Source organism: Streptomyces sp. NPDC093094, assembly GCF_044754345.1.
Classification (GTDB): domain Bacteria; phylum Actinomycetota; class Actinomycetes; order Streptomycetales; family Streptomycetaceae; genus Streptomyces.
This window is the reverse complement of sequence record NZ_JBIVOX010000006.1, coordinates 43,224-61,403: the sequence shown is the minus strand read 5'-3', so window position 1 is coordinate 61,403 and position 18,180 is coordinate 43,224. Positions and strand designations below refer to the sequence as shown.

General features: G+C 71.0%; 9 protein-coding genes and 2 pseudogenes. 6 read left to right on the top strand and 5 right to left on the bottom strand.

Annotation, left to right across the window (positions count from 1 at the left end; all coding sequences use genetic code 11):
* Positions 1–104: 104 nt before the first annotated feature.
* Positions 105–1,190, bottom strand: a complete 1,086-nt coding sequence (locus ACIQGV_RS13820; protein ID WP_402494198.1) for an ABC transporter substrate-binding protein — start codon at positions 1,188–1,190, stop codon at positions 105–107.
* Positions 1,191–1,804: 614 nt separating this feature from the next.
* Here ACIQGV_RS13820 and ACIQGV_RS13815 point away from each other — a divergent pair.
* Together ACIQGV_RS13815 and ACIQGV_RS13810 are read left to right on the top strand one after the other, a co-directional pair.
* Complete coding sequence (locus tag ACIQGV_RS13815) at positions 1,805–5,080, top strand: LamG-like jellyroll fold domain-containing protein (RefSeq protein ID WP_402494197.1); 3,276 nt, start codon at positions 1,805–1,807, stop codon at positions 5,078–5,080.
* 225 nt (positions 5,081–5,305) lie between these two features.
* On the top strand, positions 5,306–6,460 hold the full coding sequence (locus tag ACIQGV_RS13810; protein ID WP_402494196.1) for a S1 family peptidase: 1,155 nt from the start codon (positions 5,306–5,308) through the stop codon (positions 6,458–6,460).
* A 106-nt stretch (positions 6,461–6,566) separates the two neighbouring features.
* On the opposite strand, the pseudogene ACIQGV_RS13805 reads toward ACIQGV_RS13810, so the two are convergent.
* From ACIQGV_RS13805 to ACIQGV_RS13790, 4 genes and pseudogenes are all read right to left on the bottom strand, one after another.
* Positions 6,567–7,001: pseudogene (locus ACIQGV_RS13805) on the bottom strand (AbfB domain-containing protein); the annotation flags it as partial.
* 60 nt (positions 7,002–7,061) lie between these two features.
* Positions 7,062–9,356 (bottom strand): annotated as a pseudogene (locus tag ACIQGV_RS13800) (AbfB domain-containing protein); the annotation flags it as partial.
* Positions 9,357–9,598: 242 nt separating this feature from the next.
* Complete coding sequence (locus ACIQGV_RS13795) at positions 9,599–10,846, bottom strand: hypothetical protein (RefSeq protein ID WP_402494194.1); 1,248 nt, start codon at positions 10,844–10,846, stop codon at positions 9,599–9,601.
* Positions 10,847–10,941: 95 nt separating this feature from the next.
* Entirely contained in the window at positions 10,942–12,546 is a 1,605-nt protein-coding gene (locus tag ACIQGV_RS13790) for an endo-1,3-beta-xylanase (RefSeq protein WP_402494192.1), read from the bottom strand.
* A gap of 354 nt (positions 12,547–12,900) precedes the next feature.
* On the opposite strand from ACIQGV_RS13790, the gene ACIQGV_RS13785 reads away from it, so the two are divergent.
* The 4 genes from ACIQGV_RS13785 to ACIQGV_RS13770 all read left to right on the top strand — a co-directional run bounded on the left by ACIQGV_RS13785 (position 12,901) and on the right by ACIQGV_RS13770 (position 18,133).
* A complete protein-coding gene (locus ACIQGV_RS13785) occupies positions 12,901–14,184 on the top strand; it encodes an extracellular solute-binding protein (RefSeq protein WP_402494191.1) in 1,284 nt (427 codons plus the stop codon).
* Between the two features lie 292 nt (positions 14,185–14,476).
* The gene (locus ACIQGV_RS13780; RefSeq protein ID WP_402494190.1) at positions 14,477–15,430 is read left to right on the top strand and encodes a carbohydrate ABC transporter permease; all 954 of its coding nucleotides are present in this window, start codon (positions 14,477–14,479) and stop codon (positions 15,428–15,430) included.
* Between the two features lie 39 nt (positions 15,431–15,469).
* On the top strand, positions 15,470–16,378 hold the full coding sequence (locus ACIQGV_RS13775) for a carbohydrate ABC transporter permease (RefSeq protein ID WP_402494189.1): 909 nt from the start codon (positions 15,470–15,472) through the stop codon (positions 16,376–16,378).
* A gap of 27 nt (positions 16,379–16,405) precedes the next feature.
* Positions 16,406–18,133 (top strand): glycoside hydrolase family 43 protein, encoded by a 1,728-nt coding sequence (locus ACIQGV_RS13770; protein WP_402494187.1) that lies wholly within the window; start codon positions 16,406–16,408, stop codon positions 18,131–18,133.
* Positions 18,134–18,180 lie beyond the last annotated feature (47 nt).

Below are 18,180 nucleotides of genomic sequence, written 5' to 3'. Positions count from 1 at the left end.
TTCCCGCCCGGGTGGCCCTGCCGTCGTCCGGACCGGGCCGGCTGTGAGGGAGGGAGCCCTTCCCGCCGGCCCGATCCGTCCGGACCACGCCCTCTGCGACGGGGTCAGTACGCCCCGCCCAGGGACGCCTTCGCGTTGGACGGGTCGTACGCGCGGTCCGAGATGATGACGTCCTCGGGGATGCCCTCGCCGGAGTAGAACTTCTGCGCCGTCTCGAAGGCGAGCGGCCCGAACCGCGGGTTGGACTCGATGACGGCGTTCAACTCGCCGTTGGCCAGCGCCTGCACGGCGTTGCGCGTGCCGTCGATGGAGACGATCTTGACGTCCTTGCCCGGCGTCTTGCCCGCGGCCTTGAGCGCGGTGACGGCGCCGAGGGCCATCTCGTCGTTCTCCGCGTAGACGGCCGTGATGTCGGGCTTGGACTGGATCAGCTGCTCCATGACCTGCTGGCCCTTGTCGCGGGCGAACTCACCCGTCTGCTGCGCGACGATCTCCAGGCCCGGGGCCGCGGCCTTGACCTGGTCGACGAAGCCCTTGGTGCGGTCGGTGGTGACGCTGTTGCCGGAGGAGCCGAGCAGGATCGCGACCTTGCCCTTGCCCCCGGTCGCCTCGATCATCGCGTCGGCGGCCCGCTTGCCCTGCTCGACGAAGTCGGAGCCCAGGAAGGCGAGATAGTCCTTGCAGGCGGTCGCGTTGACCTTGCGGTCGATGGTGAGGACGGGGACCTTCTTGGCGGCCGCGGCCTGGAAGGCCGGCTCCAGCCCGTCGGAGTTGAGCGGGGCCACGATCAGGAACTGCGCGCCCTGCGCCAGCATGTCCTGGATGTCGCTGATCTGCTTGGGCAGCTGGGACTGCGCGTTGGTGGTCAGGAGCTTCTTCACACCGAGCTTCTTCGCCTCGTCCTTGATGGACTGGGTCTCGGCGATGCGGAAGGGGTTGGCCTCCTTCTCCGACTGCGAGAAACCGACGACCGCGTCCTTGAGGTCGAGCTTCGGGGCGCCGTACGTGGTGAGCGTGCAGCCGGTGCCGGCGGGCGCGGAGGGCGTCTTGACCGCCTGCGCCCCCTGGCTGCTGTCGCCGCCCGCGTTGTCCGTGGTCTCCGACTTGGAGCAGCCGGACAGAGCCAGTGCGGCGGTGGCGGCGACGATGCAGGCGACGGAGAGCGTGCGGGATCTGTGCGGAAGGGTCATCGAAGGACACTCCTTGGCGGGGGACAGCGTCGCCGAGCGGCGTGCGGTCGCGCGGGGTGGGAAGGCTGAGGCGGTCGTCGGCGAAGCACCGGCGAATCCGGGTTGCGCAGGGCCCCGATCACACCCGACCAGGGCCCTGACCTGGGAGGATCAGGGCTGTGAGCAGCCGTTCGACATATCGGCCGCTGCGGCTTTACAACGTTATAACCAGCCCGTGGCGGGTGCGGCAAGACCCTGGCGCGACGTTTCCGGAACGTGTTTCGACAGCCGGCCGGCGGCCGGTGCGCGTGACATGACGAGCCGTCGGACGAGTTGCTGCGCAGGGTCTGGACAGCCTTCCGGTGGCGTGCTGTCATTCCGCTGCGCACAGTTTTCCAACGTTGGAATCACAGGATTCCAACGTTGGAAACCCAACGGCCCGCTCCCTGCCGATGCCTTCCGGCACCGGTGTGCGGGCTGTCCGCGGCATCGTCGGCCGACCGGCCGGCGGGACTGTGCCGTCACCGCCGGGTCCCCGCGCCCCGAGGCGAACACGGAGCCTTGCAGGGGCACTTCAGCCGACACGGCTCCTCAGGGTTCCGGCTCCGAATCCCCTCTCCACGAGGAAAGACTCGATGACACCACGAAACACCCGCTCCCGAACCGGAAGACGAGCGCTGCTGACCGCGGCGGCCGCACTGCTGCTGTCCACCGGCGCCCTGGTCCCCGTGGCGTCCGCCGCGCAGCCGGCCGCTCTCGCCGCCGCGGGCGCCCGCGACGCCGCCATCGAGGTGCACGGCCTGAAGGGCGAGTACTTCAGCATGTCGGCCCCCGGCGCCCGGGACTTCGGCACGCTCGGCGGCACCGCCCTCGAACCGCAGATCAACTTCTCCGGACTGACCGGCACCTTCCAGTCCCTGACCGGGCGGTCCGAGCACACCACCGCACGCTGGACCGGCCGGATCGAGGCCCCGGTCACCGGCGACTACACCTTCTACGGCATCGGGGACAACGGCTTCCGGCTGTTCATCGACGGCGAGCCGGTCATCGACCACTGGGTGCCCGACTGGGACCGGGAGCAGACCAGCGCCGCGGTCCGCCTCACGGCGGGGGAGAAGCACGACTTCCGCCTGGAGATGTTCCAGGACGTCGGCGGCGCGAACATGTTCCTGCGCTGGTCGACCCCGACCATGCCCAAGCAGCTGGTGCCGCAGACGGCGTTCACCCCGCCGGACGACTTCGAGGTCTACCCCACGGAGCCGACCGTCCCGGCGAACGGCCGCCAGCTCCGGCTGAGGTTCGAGCATCCGGTCAGCGGACTGGCCGAGGTGAAGGACCACCTGACCGTCGAGGCCGACACGACGCCCATGCCCGTCAGCTCGGTCCGGCAGGCGCCGGGCGACCGGACCACCGTCCTGGTCGACCTCGCCGAGCCGATCCAGCAGGGCCAGCAGGTCCGGGTCGACTACGACGGCCGCGGCGGTCTCAAGGACGGCGACACGACCGTCCCGCGGATCCTGCGCTTCGCGGACAACGCCTCCACCCACCGCCTCACCACCACCTGGGGCGACAAGCTCGACGAGAAGCGCCCGCTGCCCGAGTACCCCCGCCCGCAGCAGGTCCGCGCCAAGTGGAAGAACCTGAACGGCCCCTGGCAGTTCGCCGGCGCGAAGGCGGGCGAGGAGCCGGTCTTCGGCAAGGACCTCGGCGAGCGGATCGTCGTGCCCTTCCCGGTGGAGTCGCAGCTCTCCGGGATCGAGCGGCACGAGGACCACATGTTCTACCGCCGCACGATCGACGTGCCCAAGGGCTGGAAGGTCGGTGCGGGCGGCAAGGGCAACCGCCTGATGCTCAACTTCGGGGCCGTCGACAACGAGGCCCGGGTCTGGGTCAACGGCAAGCAGGTCGCCCGGCACACCGGCGGCTACAACGCGTTCAGCGCCGACATCACCGACGCGCTCAAGGGCGGCGGACCGCAGGAGCTGGTCGTCGCCGTCACCGACACCGGCGGCGCGAACCAGCCCAAGGGCAAGCAGTCCACCAACCCCGGCGGCATCTTCTACACCCAGTCGTCCGGCATCTGGCAGACGGTCTGGATGGAGCCCGTCGCACCCGTGTCCGTGGAGAGTCTCGTCACCACGCCCGACATCGACACCGGCACCCTGGCGGTGACCGTCGGGTCCGCGCGGGCCTCGGCCGGCGCGCGCGTGGAGGCCGTCGCCCGCGACGAGCGGGGAAAGGTCGTCGGCAAGGTCACCGGCCCCGCGGGCCGCGAGCTGCGGCTGCCCGTGGCGAACCAGCATCTGTGGAGCCCGGACGACCCCTACCTCTACGACCTGGAGGTGAAGCTGACCGACGGGAAGTCGACCGACCGTGTCGACAGCTACTTCGGCATGCGCGAGATCGGCCTCGCCGACGTCGGCGGGTATCGGAAGCTGGTCCTCAACGGCAAGCCGGTCTTCTCGCTGGCCACGCTCGACCAGGGCTTCTGGCCCGACGGTCTGTACACCCAGCCCAGCGACAAGGCCCTCGCCTTCGACCTGGAGGCCCACAAGAAGCTCGGCTTCAACGCCGTGCGCAAGCACATCAAGGTGGAGTCGCCGCGCTGGTTCTACCACGCCGACCGCCTCGGCCTGCTGGTCTGGCAGGACTTCGTCTCCGGCGACATCACCAATGCCACCGGGCAGAAGGCATTCGTCGACCAGGGCCGCGAGATGATGCGCCAGCACCACAACTCCCCGTCGGTGATCGGCTGGACCGTCTTCAACGAGGGCTGGGGCGAGTGGGACCGCACCGAGACCGGCAAGACAGCCGAAGAGGTGAAGGCGGCCGACCCGTCCCGCATCACGAACGCGCACTCCGGTGTCAACTGCTGCAACTCCAAGGGTGACTCCGGCAAGGGCGACATCGTCGACCACCACGACTACAACAACACCGACCCGGCCTTCCCCGACGCCCGCCGGGCCGCCATGGACGGAGAGCACGGCGGCTTCACCCTGCGCACCCCGGGCCACATGTGGCCGGGCGCCCCGACCGTGATCTACAGCGGTGTCGCCGACAAGGAGGCGCTGACCCGCAAGTACGTGGAGAACACCGAGAAGTACTACCTGGAGGCGGCGGGCGCCGAACTCTCCGGCTCGGTCTACACCCAGATCTCCGACCTGGAGAACGAGCTGAACGGTCTGTACACCTACGACCGCCGCGAGATCAAGGTCGACCCGGCCCGGGTCAGGGAGATCAACCTCAAGGTCATCGCCGCGGGCGCCGCGGCCGGTGACCGGGCCCCGCTCAAGGACGGCGGCGCCTGGAACCTGGACGAGGGCAGCGGCACCACCGCCGCCGACTCCGGCCCGGCCGCCCGGCCCCTCACGCTGAACGCGGGCACGACCTGGACGGACGGGGTGAAGGGCGGCGCCCTGAAGTTCGACGGACAGGGCCACTTTGCCCAGACCGCCGGCCCGGTCCTCGACACCACCAAGGACTACACCGTCTCCGCCTGGGCCACGCTCGACTCCCTGCCCGGCAACTACGCGACCGTCGTCAGCCAGGACGGACGCCGCCAGGAGAACCCCTTCTACCTCCAGTACGGGCAGGGCGCCTTCGCCTTCAGCACGCCGGGAGGCAACCGCGCCCGGTACGTCACGACGCCCGAACTCGGCCGCTGGTACCACCTGGTGGGCGTGCGGGACAACGCGAAGAACGAGATCCGGCTGTATGTCGACGGCAGGCTCGTCGCCACGGCGACGCCCGGAACCGCCGATGTCGGTTCCGGTCCGTTCGCGGTCGGCCGGGCCAAGTGGGGCGGCGGGAACGTCGACTTCTGGAACGGCTCGATCGACCAGGTGCACGCCTACGACCACGCGCTTTCCGCCGAGGAGGTGAGCGTGCTCCACGCCGCCGAGAAGCAGTAGGCGGCTTCAGTCCGGGGGCGGCGCGGTGCGGACCGCGCCGCCCCCGCACCCCGGTCCGCGCGGGAGTCCGCGCGGACCGGGGTCTCGGCGTGCCCGGGGACGGGCGGGAGAGGTGGCTGACGGACGGCCGAATCTTGGTATGGACCTGCCAAGGGGGACGGCTCTATTTTCGGACAGCGCCCTGAGAGCGCTCTCATGCCTTCCACCCCACACCAGGAGGCCCCCGTGAAACGCACCGCCCCCCTGCGTGCCGCCATAGCGGCGCTGCTGCTCGCAGCCGGACTCGGCACCGCCCACGCCGGCGCCGCGAGCGCCGCCCCCGCCGCCCCGCGGGCCGGGGCCGCCGACTCCGTGTCGCCGGGCATGCTCGACGCCATGCGCCGCGACCTCGGCCTGACGACGGCCCAGGCGAAGGAGCGCCTGCGGGCCGAACGGACCGCCGTCGGCATCGAGAAGGCCGCCCGCACGGCCGCCGCGGGCGCCTACGGCGGCTCATGGTTCGAGGCGTCCTCCGGGCGGCTCGTCGTCGCCCTCACCGACCGCGCCAAGGCCGCGGAGGTGCGCGCCCTGGGCGCCGACACCCGGCTCGTCCGGCACAGCGCGGCCTCCCTGGACCGGGCCAAGACGCGGCTGGACTCGCTCTCCGCCCCGGCCGGTGTGGCCGGCTGGCACGTCGACCCCGAGGCCAACTCGGTCGTGGTCACGGTCGTCCGCTCCGAGCGGACCTCCCCGGCCGTCCGGACCTTCCTCGACCGGGCCCGCGAGCGCGGCCCGGTCACCGTCGCGCAGACCGCGCAGGCCCCGCGCACCTACGCGGCCGGCACGGTCGGCGGCGACCCGTACTACACGGGCAACGTCCGCTGTTCGATCGGGTTCTCGGTGCACGGAGGCTTCGTCACCGCCGGCCACTGCGGACGCGCCGGAGCGGCCGTGCGCGGCTGGGACGGGTCCGCCATGGGCACCTTCCAGGGCTCGTCGTTCCCCGGCGACGACTACGCCTATGTCAGCATCCACAGCGGCTGGTGGACGGTGCCGGTGGTCCTCGGCTGGGGCACGATCCCGGACCGCCTCGTCAGAGGCTCCGCGGAGGCGCCGGTGGGCACGTCGATCTGCCGCTCCGGCTCCACGACCCACTGGCGCTGCGGCAGCGTCCTGGCCAAGAACGAGACGGTCAACTACAGCCAGGGCGCGGTCCACCAGATGACGAAGACCAGCGTGTGCGCCGAGGGCGGTGACTCCGGCGGCTCGTTCATCAGCGGCGACCAGGCGCAGGGCGTCACCTCCGGCGGCTGGGGCAACTGCTCCAGCGGCGGCGAGACCTGGTTCCAGCCGGTCAACGAGATTCTCGCCCGCTACGGCCTGACCCTGCACACCGCCTGACCGGGCCGGACCGACCGGGTCCGGACCGCGACGGCCGGGGCCTGCCGGGGACGGTGACGCCGTCCCCGGCAGGCCCCGGCGTGTTTCGGGAAGGAGTTCGGCCCGGTCAGGGGGCCCAGGGCGCCTCCAGGCTCCAGCTGCTGTCGGCGGTGAGCGTCTGCGGACGGTCGAACCCTCCCGACCCGCCGCCCGAGGCGGTGTACACCGCCGACTCGAAGTGCCGCAGGTACGAGCCCGGGAAGTTCAGCGATTCGAGGGTGACCCCCGTGCCGCCGAGGCCGGGCCGGGCGCAGAACGTGGCGTCCTGACGGAACAGGGCCGTACCGTCGTCCGCGGCCGTACGGATCCTGCTGTCGGCGTGCCGCAGGAACCGGCCCGGGTAGTTCACCGACTCGAGCGAGTAGCAGGACGAGTCGGCGAGTCCGCGCCGCACGGTGAACGTGGCGTCCTGCTTCAGCAGGGCGCTGCTGCCGGAGTCGACCACCTCGGTCCACCCCAGGCTGTCGGCGTGCCGCAGATAGCGGTTGGTGTGCCCCCAGGTCGTCACCCGCAGCGACCGCCGGACGTCCGTCGGCAGGACCACCGAGCTGCGCCACAGGGCGGGGTCGGCCGTGTTCCAGGTGGCGTCCGCGCCGAACGACGACGCCGTGTCCCACGGGTTGGGTCCGCCGCTGCGGGCGAGGTACACGACGTCGGCGTAGTGGCGCAGATACGAGCCGGGGAAGTTCAGCGACTCGAAGGACGTGCCGCCCGCCGCGAGACCGGCGCGGGCGCACCAGGTCGCGTCGGCCGCGAACGAGCCGCCGGTGTCGGCGTCGGTCCGGACCCGGCCGGAGGCGTGACGCAGATAGCGGCCGGGGAAGTTCACGGACTCGAAGGAGTGGCAGCGCGCGTCCGCGAGGCCCGCCACGGTCCGGAACGAGGCGTCCTGCCGGGCCCCGTCGGGGGAGGCGGTGTTCAGGACGTCGGTGCGGGCGGTGGAGTCGGAGTGCCTCAGGTAGCGGTCGGTGTGGCCGGGGGTGGTGACCCGGAAGGACCGGACGTGTCCGAGGACCAGCCGGGGCGAGGCGTTGAGATTGCGCGAGGCGGCGATGAGCGCCCCGTGCGCCGCGCGCAGCCGGGCGGTGTCGACCTTCTGCACCCGGCGGTCGTAGGTGAGCAGCCCGTTGTACTCGCCCTCGACGTCGGTGATCTCGGTGTAGACGAAGGCGGACACGCCCTTGGTGGTCATCAGCTGCTGCGCGTCGCGGACCATTCCGGTGTAGCGGTCGTTGAGCTGTGCGGCGCCGGAGACCTGCTCGTAGGCGAAGAACTGCCCGTTGGGGCTGTACTCGTGGCCGGGGTTGCGCAGTCCGATGCCGCCGAACTCGCCGAGCACCGAGATCCTCGTCGCCGACGGGCGCGGGCCGTCGGGCCCGGTGTAGACGTGCCAGTCGATGATGTCGCCGGTTCCCGGATCACCCTTGGAGGCGCAGCAGTTGTATCCGCTGTGCGGGTTCATCAGCCGGCTCGGGTCGTAGTTCTCCAGGTCGGTGGTGACCCGCCGGGTCTCGGCCAGGTCCCATTCGCCCCAGCCCTCGTTGAAGGGGACGTAGGTGACGACGGCCGGCGAGAAGCGGTGCTCGTCGATGATCTCGCGGGCCTCGGTCTCGAACTGGGATGTCTGCGCCGGGGTGCGGTTGGCGTCGAAGGCGAGGGTGGAGGGGATGTCCTGCCACACCAGCAGTCCGAGGCGGTCGGCGTGGTAGTACCAGCGGGCCGGCTCGACCTTGATGTGCTTGCGCACCATGTTGAAGCCCAGCTCCTTGTGCTTCTGCAGGTCGGAGGCGAGGGCGGCGTCCGTGGGCGCGGTGTACAGGCCGTCGGGCCAGAAGCCCTGGTCCAGGGTGCCGATCTGGAAGACGAACTCTCCGTTCAGTGTCGGCCGCATCACCCCGTCGACCAGCTTCTTGCCGATCTCGCGCATACCGAAGTAGCTGGTGACGGTGTCGACGGAGGCCCCCGAGGCGTTGCGCAGGGTGACTCTCATGTCGTACAGGAACGGATCGTCGGGCGACCAGCGCCGGGCGTCGGGCACGGGGACGGCGAACTCGGTGAACCCTCCGGTGGCACGGCCGACGACCTGGGTGCCGTTCATGGCCTCGGCCAGGACGGTGTGGCCGGTGACGTCGCCGCGGGTGAAGACCCGCACCCGTGCGGTGCTGGTGGCGAGGTCGGCCCGGATGTCGACGGAGTAGACCGACGACTGGGGCGTGGGCTCCAGCCAGACGGTCTGCCAGATGCCCGAGGTGGGGGTGTAGAAGATGCCGCTCGGGTTGTTCACCTGCTTGCCGACGGGCTGCTTCTCCCCGCGGCCGTCGGTCGGGTCGTAGACGCGTACGACCAACTCGTTGGATCCCGACCGCAGTTGCGGGGTGATGTCGACCTCGAAACGGTCGTAGCCACCCCGGTGACCGGTGACCCGGGTGCCGTTGACCCAGACGGTGGCCTCGTAGTCCACGGCGCCGAAGTGCAGTTGCACACGGCGGCCGGACCAGTTCTGCGGGACGGTGAAGGCGCGGCGGTAGAACATCAGGTCCCGGTTGTCGTTGCGCATGATGCCGGACAGCGCGGATTCCACCGGGTAGGGAACGAGGATGCGCTCGGGCAGGGTCTGGCCCAGGGGCGGGGCCGCGTTGCGGTCGACGTTGCCCGCGCCGTCCGCGGGCGGGTTGAGGAACTCCCATTCCCCGTTCAGGGACTGCCAGTCGGGCCGCGTCATCTGCGGCCTCGGGTATTCCGGCAGCGGGTCGGTCGTGGACACCTGACTGGTCCACGGGGTGGTGAGCGGCGGCGTCTTGGGTGTGACGGCGGCGGAGGCGGTGGTGGTACCGGTGAGAACGAGACCTCCGGCCATCACCAACAGGGCCGCCAGACAGGCGACGATGCGTCGCATCGAACTCCTCCTGGACTGTGTGGAGTTGGCGAGCGAGCGGTGCGAGACGGGGATGAGTGGATCCCCCGGAAACCTGGTACGGACCAGGGCGCTGGGGAACCTAACATGAAACAGTCCTCAACGGAATCACTCAGGACCGGAAGGGAATCAACATTTTCCACCGCCCTTGGTGGGCTCCCGCCACCCACCGCCTCCGGTGGGGGTCAGCGGCAGCGGGCGGTGAATCCTCCTGCCGCCAGCCCCTGGCAGAACGTGGTCCTGGCCGGTCCGTACCGGGAGAGCCGGCCGTCGACGAACCACATGGTGTCCGGGGCGAAGTCGAAGCTGCCGTCGTCGACGCCGTCCCAGCCGTAGCGGAAGTCGAGGTTGATGTAGACGACCGACTGGATCACCCCCCTGAGGTCGTGCTGACCGCTGAGGTTCGGGATCGGGCCCTGGTAGTTCATGAGGGAGAACAGGCGTTTCATCCACACGTCGGCGCGCTGCTGTTCCAGTCCGTCGGTGGTGCCGCCGTCGGCGGTGAAGTTCATCAGGCCGGCTTCGGAGAGCACGACCGGCTTGCCGTGGTCCTTGGCGAACTTCACCAGCTTGAGCACATTGGCGTCGTGATCGAAGTTGCGCCACACCGCGGCGGGGTTGCCGTGCGAGTCGGTGCCGACGTAGGCGTTGCGGCACTGGCTCGCGCCCACGTCGTAGTTCTGCGGAGGGGTGCCGTTGTACCGGTACCCCCGGTCGTACACGGGCAGGCACAGTTCGTGCGCGAACACCGACACGCCCATCCGGTCGACGGCGGCGTCACCCGGGTACAGCGCCTCGAACTCGCCCCGGACCGGGTGGTACACGAACTCCAGGTTGTGCGCCTTGGACCGGCTGTCGAGGTGGCCCGCGAGACGGTTGAAGGCGTTCTTGTACGAGGAGCAGCTCGCGTCGGTGCAGTGGTAGAAGCTGCTCACCTCGTAGTCCAGGCGCAGCTTGAACCGGGCGCGGGGACGGGCGTCGGCGAACGCCAGCAGCCGGGCCAGGGAGGCGGTGTGGCCGCCGGCGGCGATCTCCGCGGTGACGGCCCGCGATCTGGCCGCCTTGGCGTTCTCGTCGCCTCCCGGGAAGCCGGGCGGGTTGTCCTTCCAGCTGATGCCGACCTGGACGGTCCTGCCCTGGTCGGCGAGGGCGGTCGCGTACCGGCGGTGGGTGTCGGAGACCCAGTCGCCCTTGCGCAGTTCGTAGTAGACCGAGCCTCCGTCGGCGTCGCGTCCGAAGGTCTCGAAGTCGTTCCAGGCGCCGGCGCCGGACTGGCCCAGGAGCAGTTCGGGGGGCCCGGCCGCGATCCCGGTCGTCCCGGTCGCCGCCCCGGCGTCCGTCCCGGTGGGCAGCAGCAGAAGGGCGGTCAGGGCCGCGGTGGCGAGCGTTCTCGCCATGGCCGTCGTGCGCCGTACGCGCCGTACGAGGGGCATCGTGTGCTCCGTTCTGGTGCGAGGGGGGTGGAGGCGCCGGGTGCCTGCCGTACGCGTACGAAGCGCTGCGGGCACCCGGTCGCGGCGGGGCGTGCTCAGGCGGCCTTCCAGGTGAAGGCCGGCGTCGTCAGCTGGCTGGTCTGGGTGGCGGGCTGGTAGTTGAACGAGTAGGTGAGGGTCCCGCCGGACGGCACCTGCACCGGCAGTTCCCAGCGCCTGTCGGCGGAGTCGTAGGAGAGGAAGTAGTTCAGCGGGGCGCCGCCGTTCACCCGGTACTGCACGGTGACGAACGTCGCCTGGAAGCCCTGCGGGGCGAACCACACGGAACCGCCGGTGACGCCTTGGGTGTAGCTCCCGTCACCGGGTGTCGGCGTCGGCGTCGGCGTCGGAGTGGGGGTGGGGGTGGGTGTCGGCGTGGGCGTGGGGGCCGGTCCTGAGGAGCCGTTCGTCCAGATCGGCTTCCTGATCTCGGCCAGGAACGCGTTCAGGACGGTCGGGTCCGCCTGCACCCGGGAGTCGCCCCAGTTGCCGTTCGCGCACCCGGGTCCGCCGGCCTGTGCCCCCGCGGCGCACTGCCACTGGGTCTGCGCGTCCCAGTCGGTGTTGATGTAGGCGGCGGCCCGGATGACGTCCCTGTTGCGGTTCACCCAGTCGAAGTAGCCGGCGTGCCAGCCGTCCCAGATCGCCTGGCCGCTCGACGGGGCCGGGTTGTTGCGGAAGATGCAGCTCGTGGTCCGGCCGCCGGTCCTCGCGCCCTGGGGTGCGGCCTCGGCGACCATGGCCGGCTTGCCGTGGGACCGGGCGAAGTCCAGCAGCCGGTTCTGCAGCCCGACCGGGTCGGTGTCGTACGAGCCGCAGCCCCACTGGGTGCTCACCGAGCGGGAGTTGTAGAACGAGGAGAGCCCGACCCAGTCGACGTACCGGTCACCGGGGTACCAGTCGTCCAGGTGACCGGGGTCGGTGACGACGTAGTTCCACTCCGGATGGTCGGTGTGGGTGTTCACCGGCCACGCGGCGCTCTGCCAGACGGTGGCGACCCGGCTCGCGCCCAGCGCGTCGATACGGCCCTTGATGTACCGGAACGCCTGCTTGTAGTAGTCGGAGTTGTAGCAGTTCCAGGGGCCGTCGAACTCGTACCCGATGCGCAGCAGGACATCCCGGTCGTAGCCCTTGAGCCGGTTGACCATCTCGTCGACCTCGGCCCGGTACCGGGTGATCAGACTCGGGTTCCCGGCGGTGACGTCGGCGTCGTCGCGGCCGATGACGGCGCGCAGCGGCTGGTTGTTGCAGCCGGTGGTGGCGTCCGACAGATACAGGCCGACGGCCAGGGCGGAGCCCGGGTACTCCCGCAGGGTGCGGGCGAAGTCGACGGTGCCCGCGCCCCAGTCGGCCGGACCGGACATGCCCGCGAGCGGTGCGGGTGAGCCGCCGAGGACGAGGTTGGTGTAGAGCGTGACGCCGCCGGGCGCGGGTGCCCCCAGTGACGGCCTGTCCAGCACGTCGGCGCGGTAGGCGGAGAGGGTGTCGCTGTCCTGGCCCATGACCAGCATGACCTTGCCGTCGGCGGGTACGCCCCGGCCGCCGGCCGCGGCGGTCCCCGCCTCGGCCTGCGCGGACAGCCCGAGGCCGAGCAGTGCGACCGCGGCGGCGGCCGCGCCGAGTGCTCTCGCGGCTCGTCCGCGTCGTCTGAAGAACGTCATCGGTGTCTCCGGTTCGTGGGGTCGCGGCGGAGGTCCCGCCGGAGCCGGCCGGCGGGAAGCCGGCGGCGCTCGCATGGTGGGCGCGGCACCCGCACCGGTCAACCTGCCACGAAACTTTCGTGAATTCCCGCAGCTCACAAGGAGTCTGCTACGAAATGTTGACGCCTTGGATCTTCAAGGTTCACAAACTTGCAGGTCAATTACCCTTCGGGAGTCGGCCGCGCCCTCGGGCCGTCGCGGCCGTGACCCCCGATCGGGAATTCCAGGGCTGTTTTCGCGAAACTCTTGACAGAAGTTTCGGTCTGCCGGGACCTTGATGCCACTCATCCCGCACCCCTGTCCCGGAGGATCACCATGGGCCGTACGCGTGCCCGCAGAACCGCCGCGGCGCTCCTCGCCGCCACCGCCCTCGTCTCCGTCGCCGCCTGCGGCACGGGCGGCTCCGACGCCGCCGACGGGAAGATCACCCTGACCGTCGCCACCTTCAGCGACTTCGGCTACAAGCCCCTCATCGAGGAGTACGAGCGCACCCACCCCGGCGTCGAGATCAAGGAGCGCATCTCCCAGTTCGACCAGCACCACAACCAGTTGTCCACCCAGATCGCCTCCGGCAGCGGCGCCGCCGACGTGGTCGCGATCGAGGAGGGCTATCTGCCGAAGTTCCGCGCGGTGAAGGACAAGTTCACCGACCTCGCCGACCACGGGGCGCTGGCCCGCAAGGACGAGTACCTCGACTGGAAGTGGCAGCAGGCCACGCTCGGCACCTCCGACTTCGTCATGGGCTACGGCACCGACGTCGGCAGCCTCGCCATCTGCTACCGCAAGGACCTCTTCGCGCAGGCCGGGCTGCCCACCGACCGCACGGAGGTCGGCAAGCTCTGGCCGACCTGGGAGGACTACTTCGCCACCGGTGAGAAGTTCCGGGAGAAGGTCGACGACAAGGCGTGGTTCGACAGCTCGGGCAACATCTTCACGGCGATGATGAACCAGACCGAGTTCGGCTTCTTCGACGCGCGGGACACCTACATCGGGGACAGGAACCCCAAGGTCCGCGAGTTCTTCATGGCGACGGCGAAGGCCACCGCAGAGAAGCAGTCCGCCAGCCTCCAGCCCTTCAGCCAGCAGTGGAACGCAGGCATCAAGCTCGGGCGGATGGCGACCATGACGTGCCCCGCCTGGATGACCGGCCAGATCGCGACGGCCGCCGGTGAGGGCAACGCCGGCAAGTGGGACATCGCCGCGGTCCCGGGCGGCGGCGGCAACTGGGGAGGGTCGTTCCTCACCGTGCCCAAGCAGGGCAGGCATGTGAAGGAGGCCGCCGAGCTGGCCGACTTCCTCACCTCCGCGGCGTCCCAGAAGAAGATCTTCACCGGCCCGGTCGGCGCGCTGCCCTCCCTCGTGCCCGTCCTGGAGGACGCCGAGGTGCGCGGCACGCGCTCGAAGTACTTCGACGACGCCCCGACGGGCGAGATCTTCGCCGGTTCCGCGCGGAACCTGAAGCCCAACTACCGCGGCACCAAGGACCAGCAGGCCCGCATCCCCTTCGGGAACGCGCTCCAGCTCGTCGAGCAGGGCAAGGCGGACCCGGAGGAGGCATGGGACAGGGCCCTCGACGAGGCGGCCAAGAACCTCCGCTGACCCGGCCGAGCGGCCGGCGCCCCCGCCCCGCCGGCCGCCGCCCTTCCCCTTCCGAGCCGCCCCGCCGGCCGTCGGCCCTCTCCTTCCGAGCCGCCCCGCCGGCCGTCGGCCCTCTCCTTCCGAGCCGCCCCGCCGGTCGCCGGCCGCCTTCTTCGAGTCGCGCCCGCCCGTCGGCCGTTCGCCGCCTCCTGCGCGGTGTCCCCGCCGGCCGTTCGCCCCCTTCGAGCCGTCCCCGCGCCTCTGCCCCCGAGCCCGTCACTCCTCCAGCCGCCCTCGACCCCGGAGATCCGCCATGGCGCTCCCGACCACCCCCGCCGCCTCACCCGTGCGCACCGGCACCCCGCCGGCCCGTCGGCTGCGACCGGAGCGCCGTCTGCTCCCCTACCTGTTCATCGCGCCGTTCTTCGTCGTGTTCGGCGTCTTCGGGCTGTACCCGCTGCTGCGGACGTTCTGGGTCTCCCTGCACGACTGGGACCGCCTCACGGGAGCGGGGGAGTGGGTCGGCCCGGACAACTTCACCCGGCTCCTCCAGGACTCGGACTTCTACACCGCCACCTTCAACACCCTCAGCATCTTCGTCCTGTCCACCGCGCCGCAGCTCCTCGCCGCCCTCGCTCTGGCCTGGCTGCTGGACCGCAGACTGCGTGCCACGAGTGCCTGGCGGGCCCTCGTCCTGGTGCCGCAGTACGTGTCCGTGGTCGCGGTCGCGCTCGTCTTCTCGCAGCTGTTCGGACGGGACTTCGGCGTCGTCAACTGGGCACTGGAGAACCTGGGGCTGATCGGCGAACCCGTCGACTGGACGGCCGACACCTGGAGTTCGCACCTCGCCATCAGCTTCATGGTCATGTGGCGCTGGACCGGCTACAACGCGCTGATCTTCCTCGCCGCGATGCAGGCCGTGCCCCGCGACCTGTACGAGTCGGCGCAGATCGACGGCGCGGGCCGCTTCCTGACGTTCCGCAAGGTCACCCTTCCGGCCATCCGGCCCACCATCGTCTTCACCGTGGTCATCTCGACCATCGGCGGCCTCCAGCTCTTCGCCGAGCCCTTCCTCTTCGACCAGCAGGGCAACGCGGAGGGCGGTGCCGAGCACCAGTTCCAGACGCTGACGCTGATGCTCTACAAGTACGGCTTCATCAACAACGACGCCGGATACGCCTCCGCCGTCTCCTGGGTGCTGTTCCTCGTCATCGCCGTCGTCGCCGCCTTCAACTTCCTGCTCGCCCGACGCTCCCAGCGCGGCTGACCTCCGCCCCGCCGACCCCCGCCGACCAGGAGAACTCCCTTGGCCGTCACCACACCCACCCGGGCCCCCGCCCAGGACCGCACACCCGCGTCCCGCCGCCGCGCCGCCCGCCCGCGCGGACCCGGCGGCCACGACAAGGCCGGCCCGCTCGCCCACGCCGTCCTCGCCGCGATCACCGCCGCCTCCGTCTTCCCGCTGTACTGGAGCTTCGTCGTGGCCTCGCACGACGACAACTCGGTGCTCGCCGGGACCACCCCGCCGCTCGTACCCGGCGGCCACCTCGTCGAGAACATCCGGCGCGTCTTCGAACTGTCCGCGTTCTGGCAGGCGCTCGGCAACTCCCTCGTCGTCGCCGGCACCACCGCGGTCAGCAACGTGCTGCTCTCCTCACTGGCCGGCTTCGCCTTCGCCAAGCTCCGCTTCCGGGGACGCGACCCGCTGCTGGTCTGCGTGGTGGTGACCGTCATGGTGCCCACCCAGCTCGGCATCATCCCGCTGTACATGCTCGTCACCGACATGGGGCTGTACGGCAAGCTGTCCGCGCTGATCGTGCCCGCGCTCGTCTCCGCCGTCGGGGTGTTCTGGATGCGCCAGGCGATCGAGGAGAACATCCCGGACGAGCTGATCGAGGCCGCCCGCATGGACGGCGCGGGACTGCTGCGCACCTACTGGCACGTGGTGGTGCCGGGCGTGCGGACGACGGCGACCGTGCTCGGCATGTTCACCTTCATGTTCGCCTGGAACGACTACTTCTGGCCGCTGATCGCCCTGCCGCCGGAGAACGGCACCGTGCAGATCGCCCTCAACCAGCTGGCCGCCGGCTACTACACCGACTACACGCTGATGCTCGCCGGTGTCGTCGTCTCGGTGCTGCCCGTCCTCGTCGTCTTCACCCTGCTCGCCCGCCGCATCGTGTCCGGTGTGATGGCCGGCGCCGTCAAGGGCTGAGCGCCCCCGAGCCCCTGGGAGAGAACCATGACCGCCGCCTGGCCCACCACCGCCGAACAGGACCGGTCCGACCGGCCGCAGAGCCCGCCGGACCGGGGCCCGGCCATCGTCAACCCCGTGCTTCCGGGATTCCACCCCGATCCGTCCGTCCTGCGGGTCGGTGACGACTTCTACATCGCCACCTCCACGTTCGAATGGCTGCCGGGAGTCGCCGTCCACCACTCCCGCGACCTCGTCGACTGGCGTCCCCTCGGCGGTCTCCTGCGCGAGCAGCGGCTGATCGACCTGGCCGGACGCCCGGACTCGGGCGGGATCTGGGCGCCCTGTCTGTCGTACACGGACGGTCTCTTCCATCTCGTCTACAGCGACGTCACCAATCTCTCCGGCGCCTTCAAGGACGTACGCAACCTCGTCGTGACCGCCCCGTCCCTCGACGGGCCCTGGTCGGACCCGGTCCCCTTCCCCTCGCACGGCTTCGACCCCTCCCTGTTCCACGACGACGGACCGGACGGCGACGGACGCAGCTGGGCACTGTGGATGGAGTGGGACCACCGGCCCGGCCGGCACCCCTTCGCCGGGATCCTCCTCCAGGAGTGGGACCGCCGGGAGCGCGGTGTCACCGGCCCGGTGCGCCGCATCTTCACCGGCACCCGGCTCGCCCACACCGAGGGCCCGCATCTGTACCGCCGGGACGGCTGGTACCACCTCGTGACCGCCGAGGGCGGCACGTCCTGGTCCCACGCCGTCACCGTCGCCCGGTCGCGCGAGGTGACCGGACCCTACGAGCCCGACCCGGCGGGCCCGCTGCTGACGTCGGCGGGACACGAGAAGCTGCCCCTGCAGAAGGCCGGCCACGGCAGCCTGGTGGAGACGGCGTCCGGCGAGTGGTACCTCGCCCACCTCATGGCACGCCCGCTCACCCCGCTCGGGCCGTGCGTCCTCGGCCGGGAGACCGCCCTCCAGCGCGTCGAATGGACCGCCGACGGCTGGCCCCGCATCGGCGGCACGCAGCCGACCGGACAGGAGGGCGGCGCGCTGCCGCGCACCGTTGTGCCCGCGCCGGGGCTGCCCGCCGCGCCCGCACCGCCCGAGCCCGTCCGTGACCGCTTCGACCTGCCCCGGCTCGGCCCCCGCTGGGCGACGCTGCGCCGCCATCCCGACCCGTCCTGGCTCAGCCTGACCGAACGGCCGGGCCGGCTCAGGCTGCGCGGGGGCCAGTCGCTCGGCTCGACACACGGGCAGAGCCTGGTGGGACGCCGCCAGCAGGCACCGGACTTCACCTTCACGACATGCGTGGACGCCGACCCCCGCTCACCGCTCCAGATGGCCGGCCTCGTCCACTACTACAACTCCACCCTCTGGCACTACCTCCATCTGACCTGGGACGAACGGCTCGGCCGGGTCCTGCGGGTCGGGCTGTGCACCCACGGCGTCTACACCGAGCCCACCGCCGCGGTGCCCGTCCCCGACGAGCCGGTCGAGCTGACGCTGACCGTCCTCGGGGCGCGGGGGAACTTCGCCTGGCGCACCCGGGACACGGGACGGAGGGCCGTCGGACCCGACCTCGACGTCACCCTCCTGTCCGACGAGAGCGCCACGCTCGGCGATCCCGCCACCGGGCACTTCACGGCCTGGGGCTTCACCGGAGCCTTCGCCGGCCTGTGCGCCCAGGATCTCACCGGCTCCGCCATGACCGCCGACTTCGCCTGGTCGGAGTACCGGGAGACCTCCCCGGGCCGCCTCGCGGCGGAGTGAGGCGCGTGGGCGCGGCATGGCAGACTCGGCCGTCACGGACCACGGAG

What these genes read in the sequence shown, in the direction of transcription:
- ACIQGV_RS13770 (WP_402494187.1), top strand. Translation starts at nt 16,406, where the DNA reads ATGACCGCCGCCTGGCCCACCACCGCCGAACAGGACCGGTCCGACCGG.
- ACIQGV_RS13780 (WP_402494190.1), top strand. Translation starts at nt 14,477, where the DNA reads ATGGCGCTCCCGACCACCCCCGCCGCCTCACCCGTGCGCACCGGCACC.
- ACIQGV_RS13790 (WP_402494192.1), bottom strand. Translation starts at nt 12,546, where the DNA reads ATGACGTTCTTCAGACGACGCGGACGAGCCGCGAGAGCACTCGGCGCG.
- ACIQGV_RS13815 (WP_402494197.1), top strand. Translation starts at nt 1,805, where the DNA reads ATGACACCACGAAACACCCGCTCCCGAACCGGAAGACGAGCGCTGCTG.
- ACIQGV_RS13785 (WP_402494191.1), top strand. Translation starts at nt 12,901, where the DNA reads ATGGGCCGTACGCGTGCCCGCAGAACCGCCGCGGCGCTCCTCGCCGCC.
- ACIQGV_RS13820 (WP_402494198.1), bottom strand. Translation starts at nt 1,190, where the DNA reads ATGACCCTTCCGCACAGATCCCGCACGCTCTCCGTCGCCTGCATCGTC.
- ACIQGV_RS13795 (WP_402494194.1), bottom strand. Translation starts at nt 10,846, where the DNA reads ATGCCCCTCGTACGGCGCGTACGGCGCACGACGGCCATGGCGAGAACG.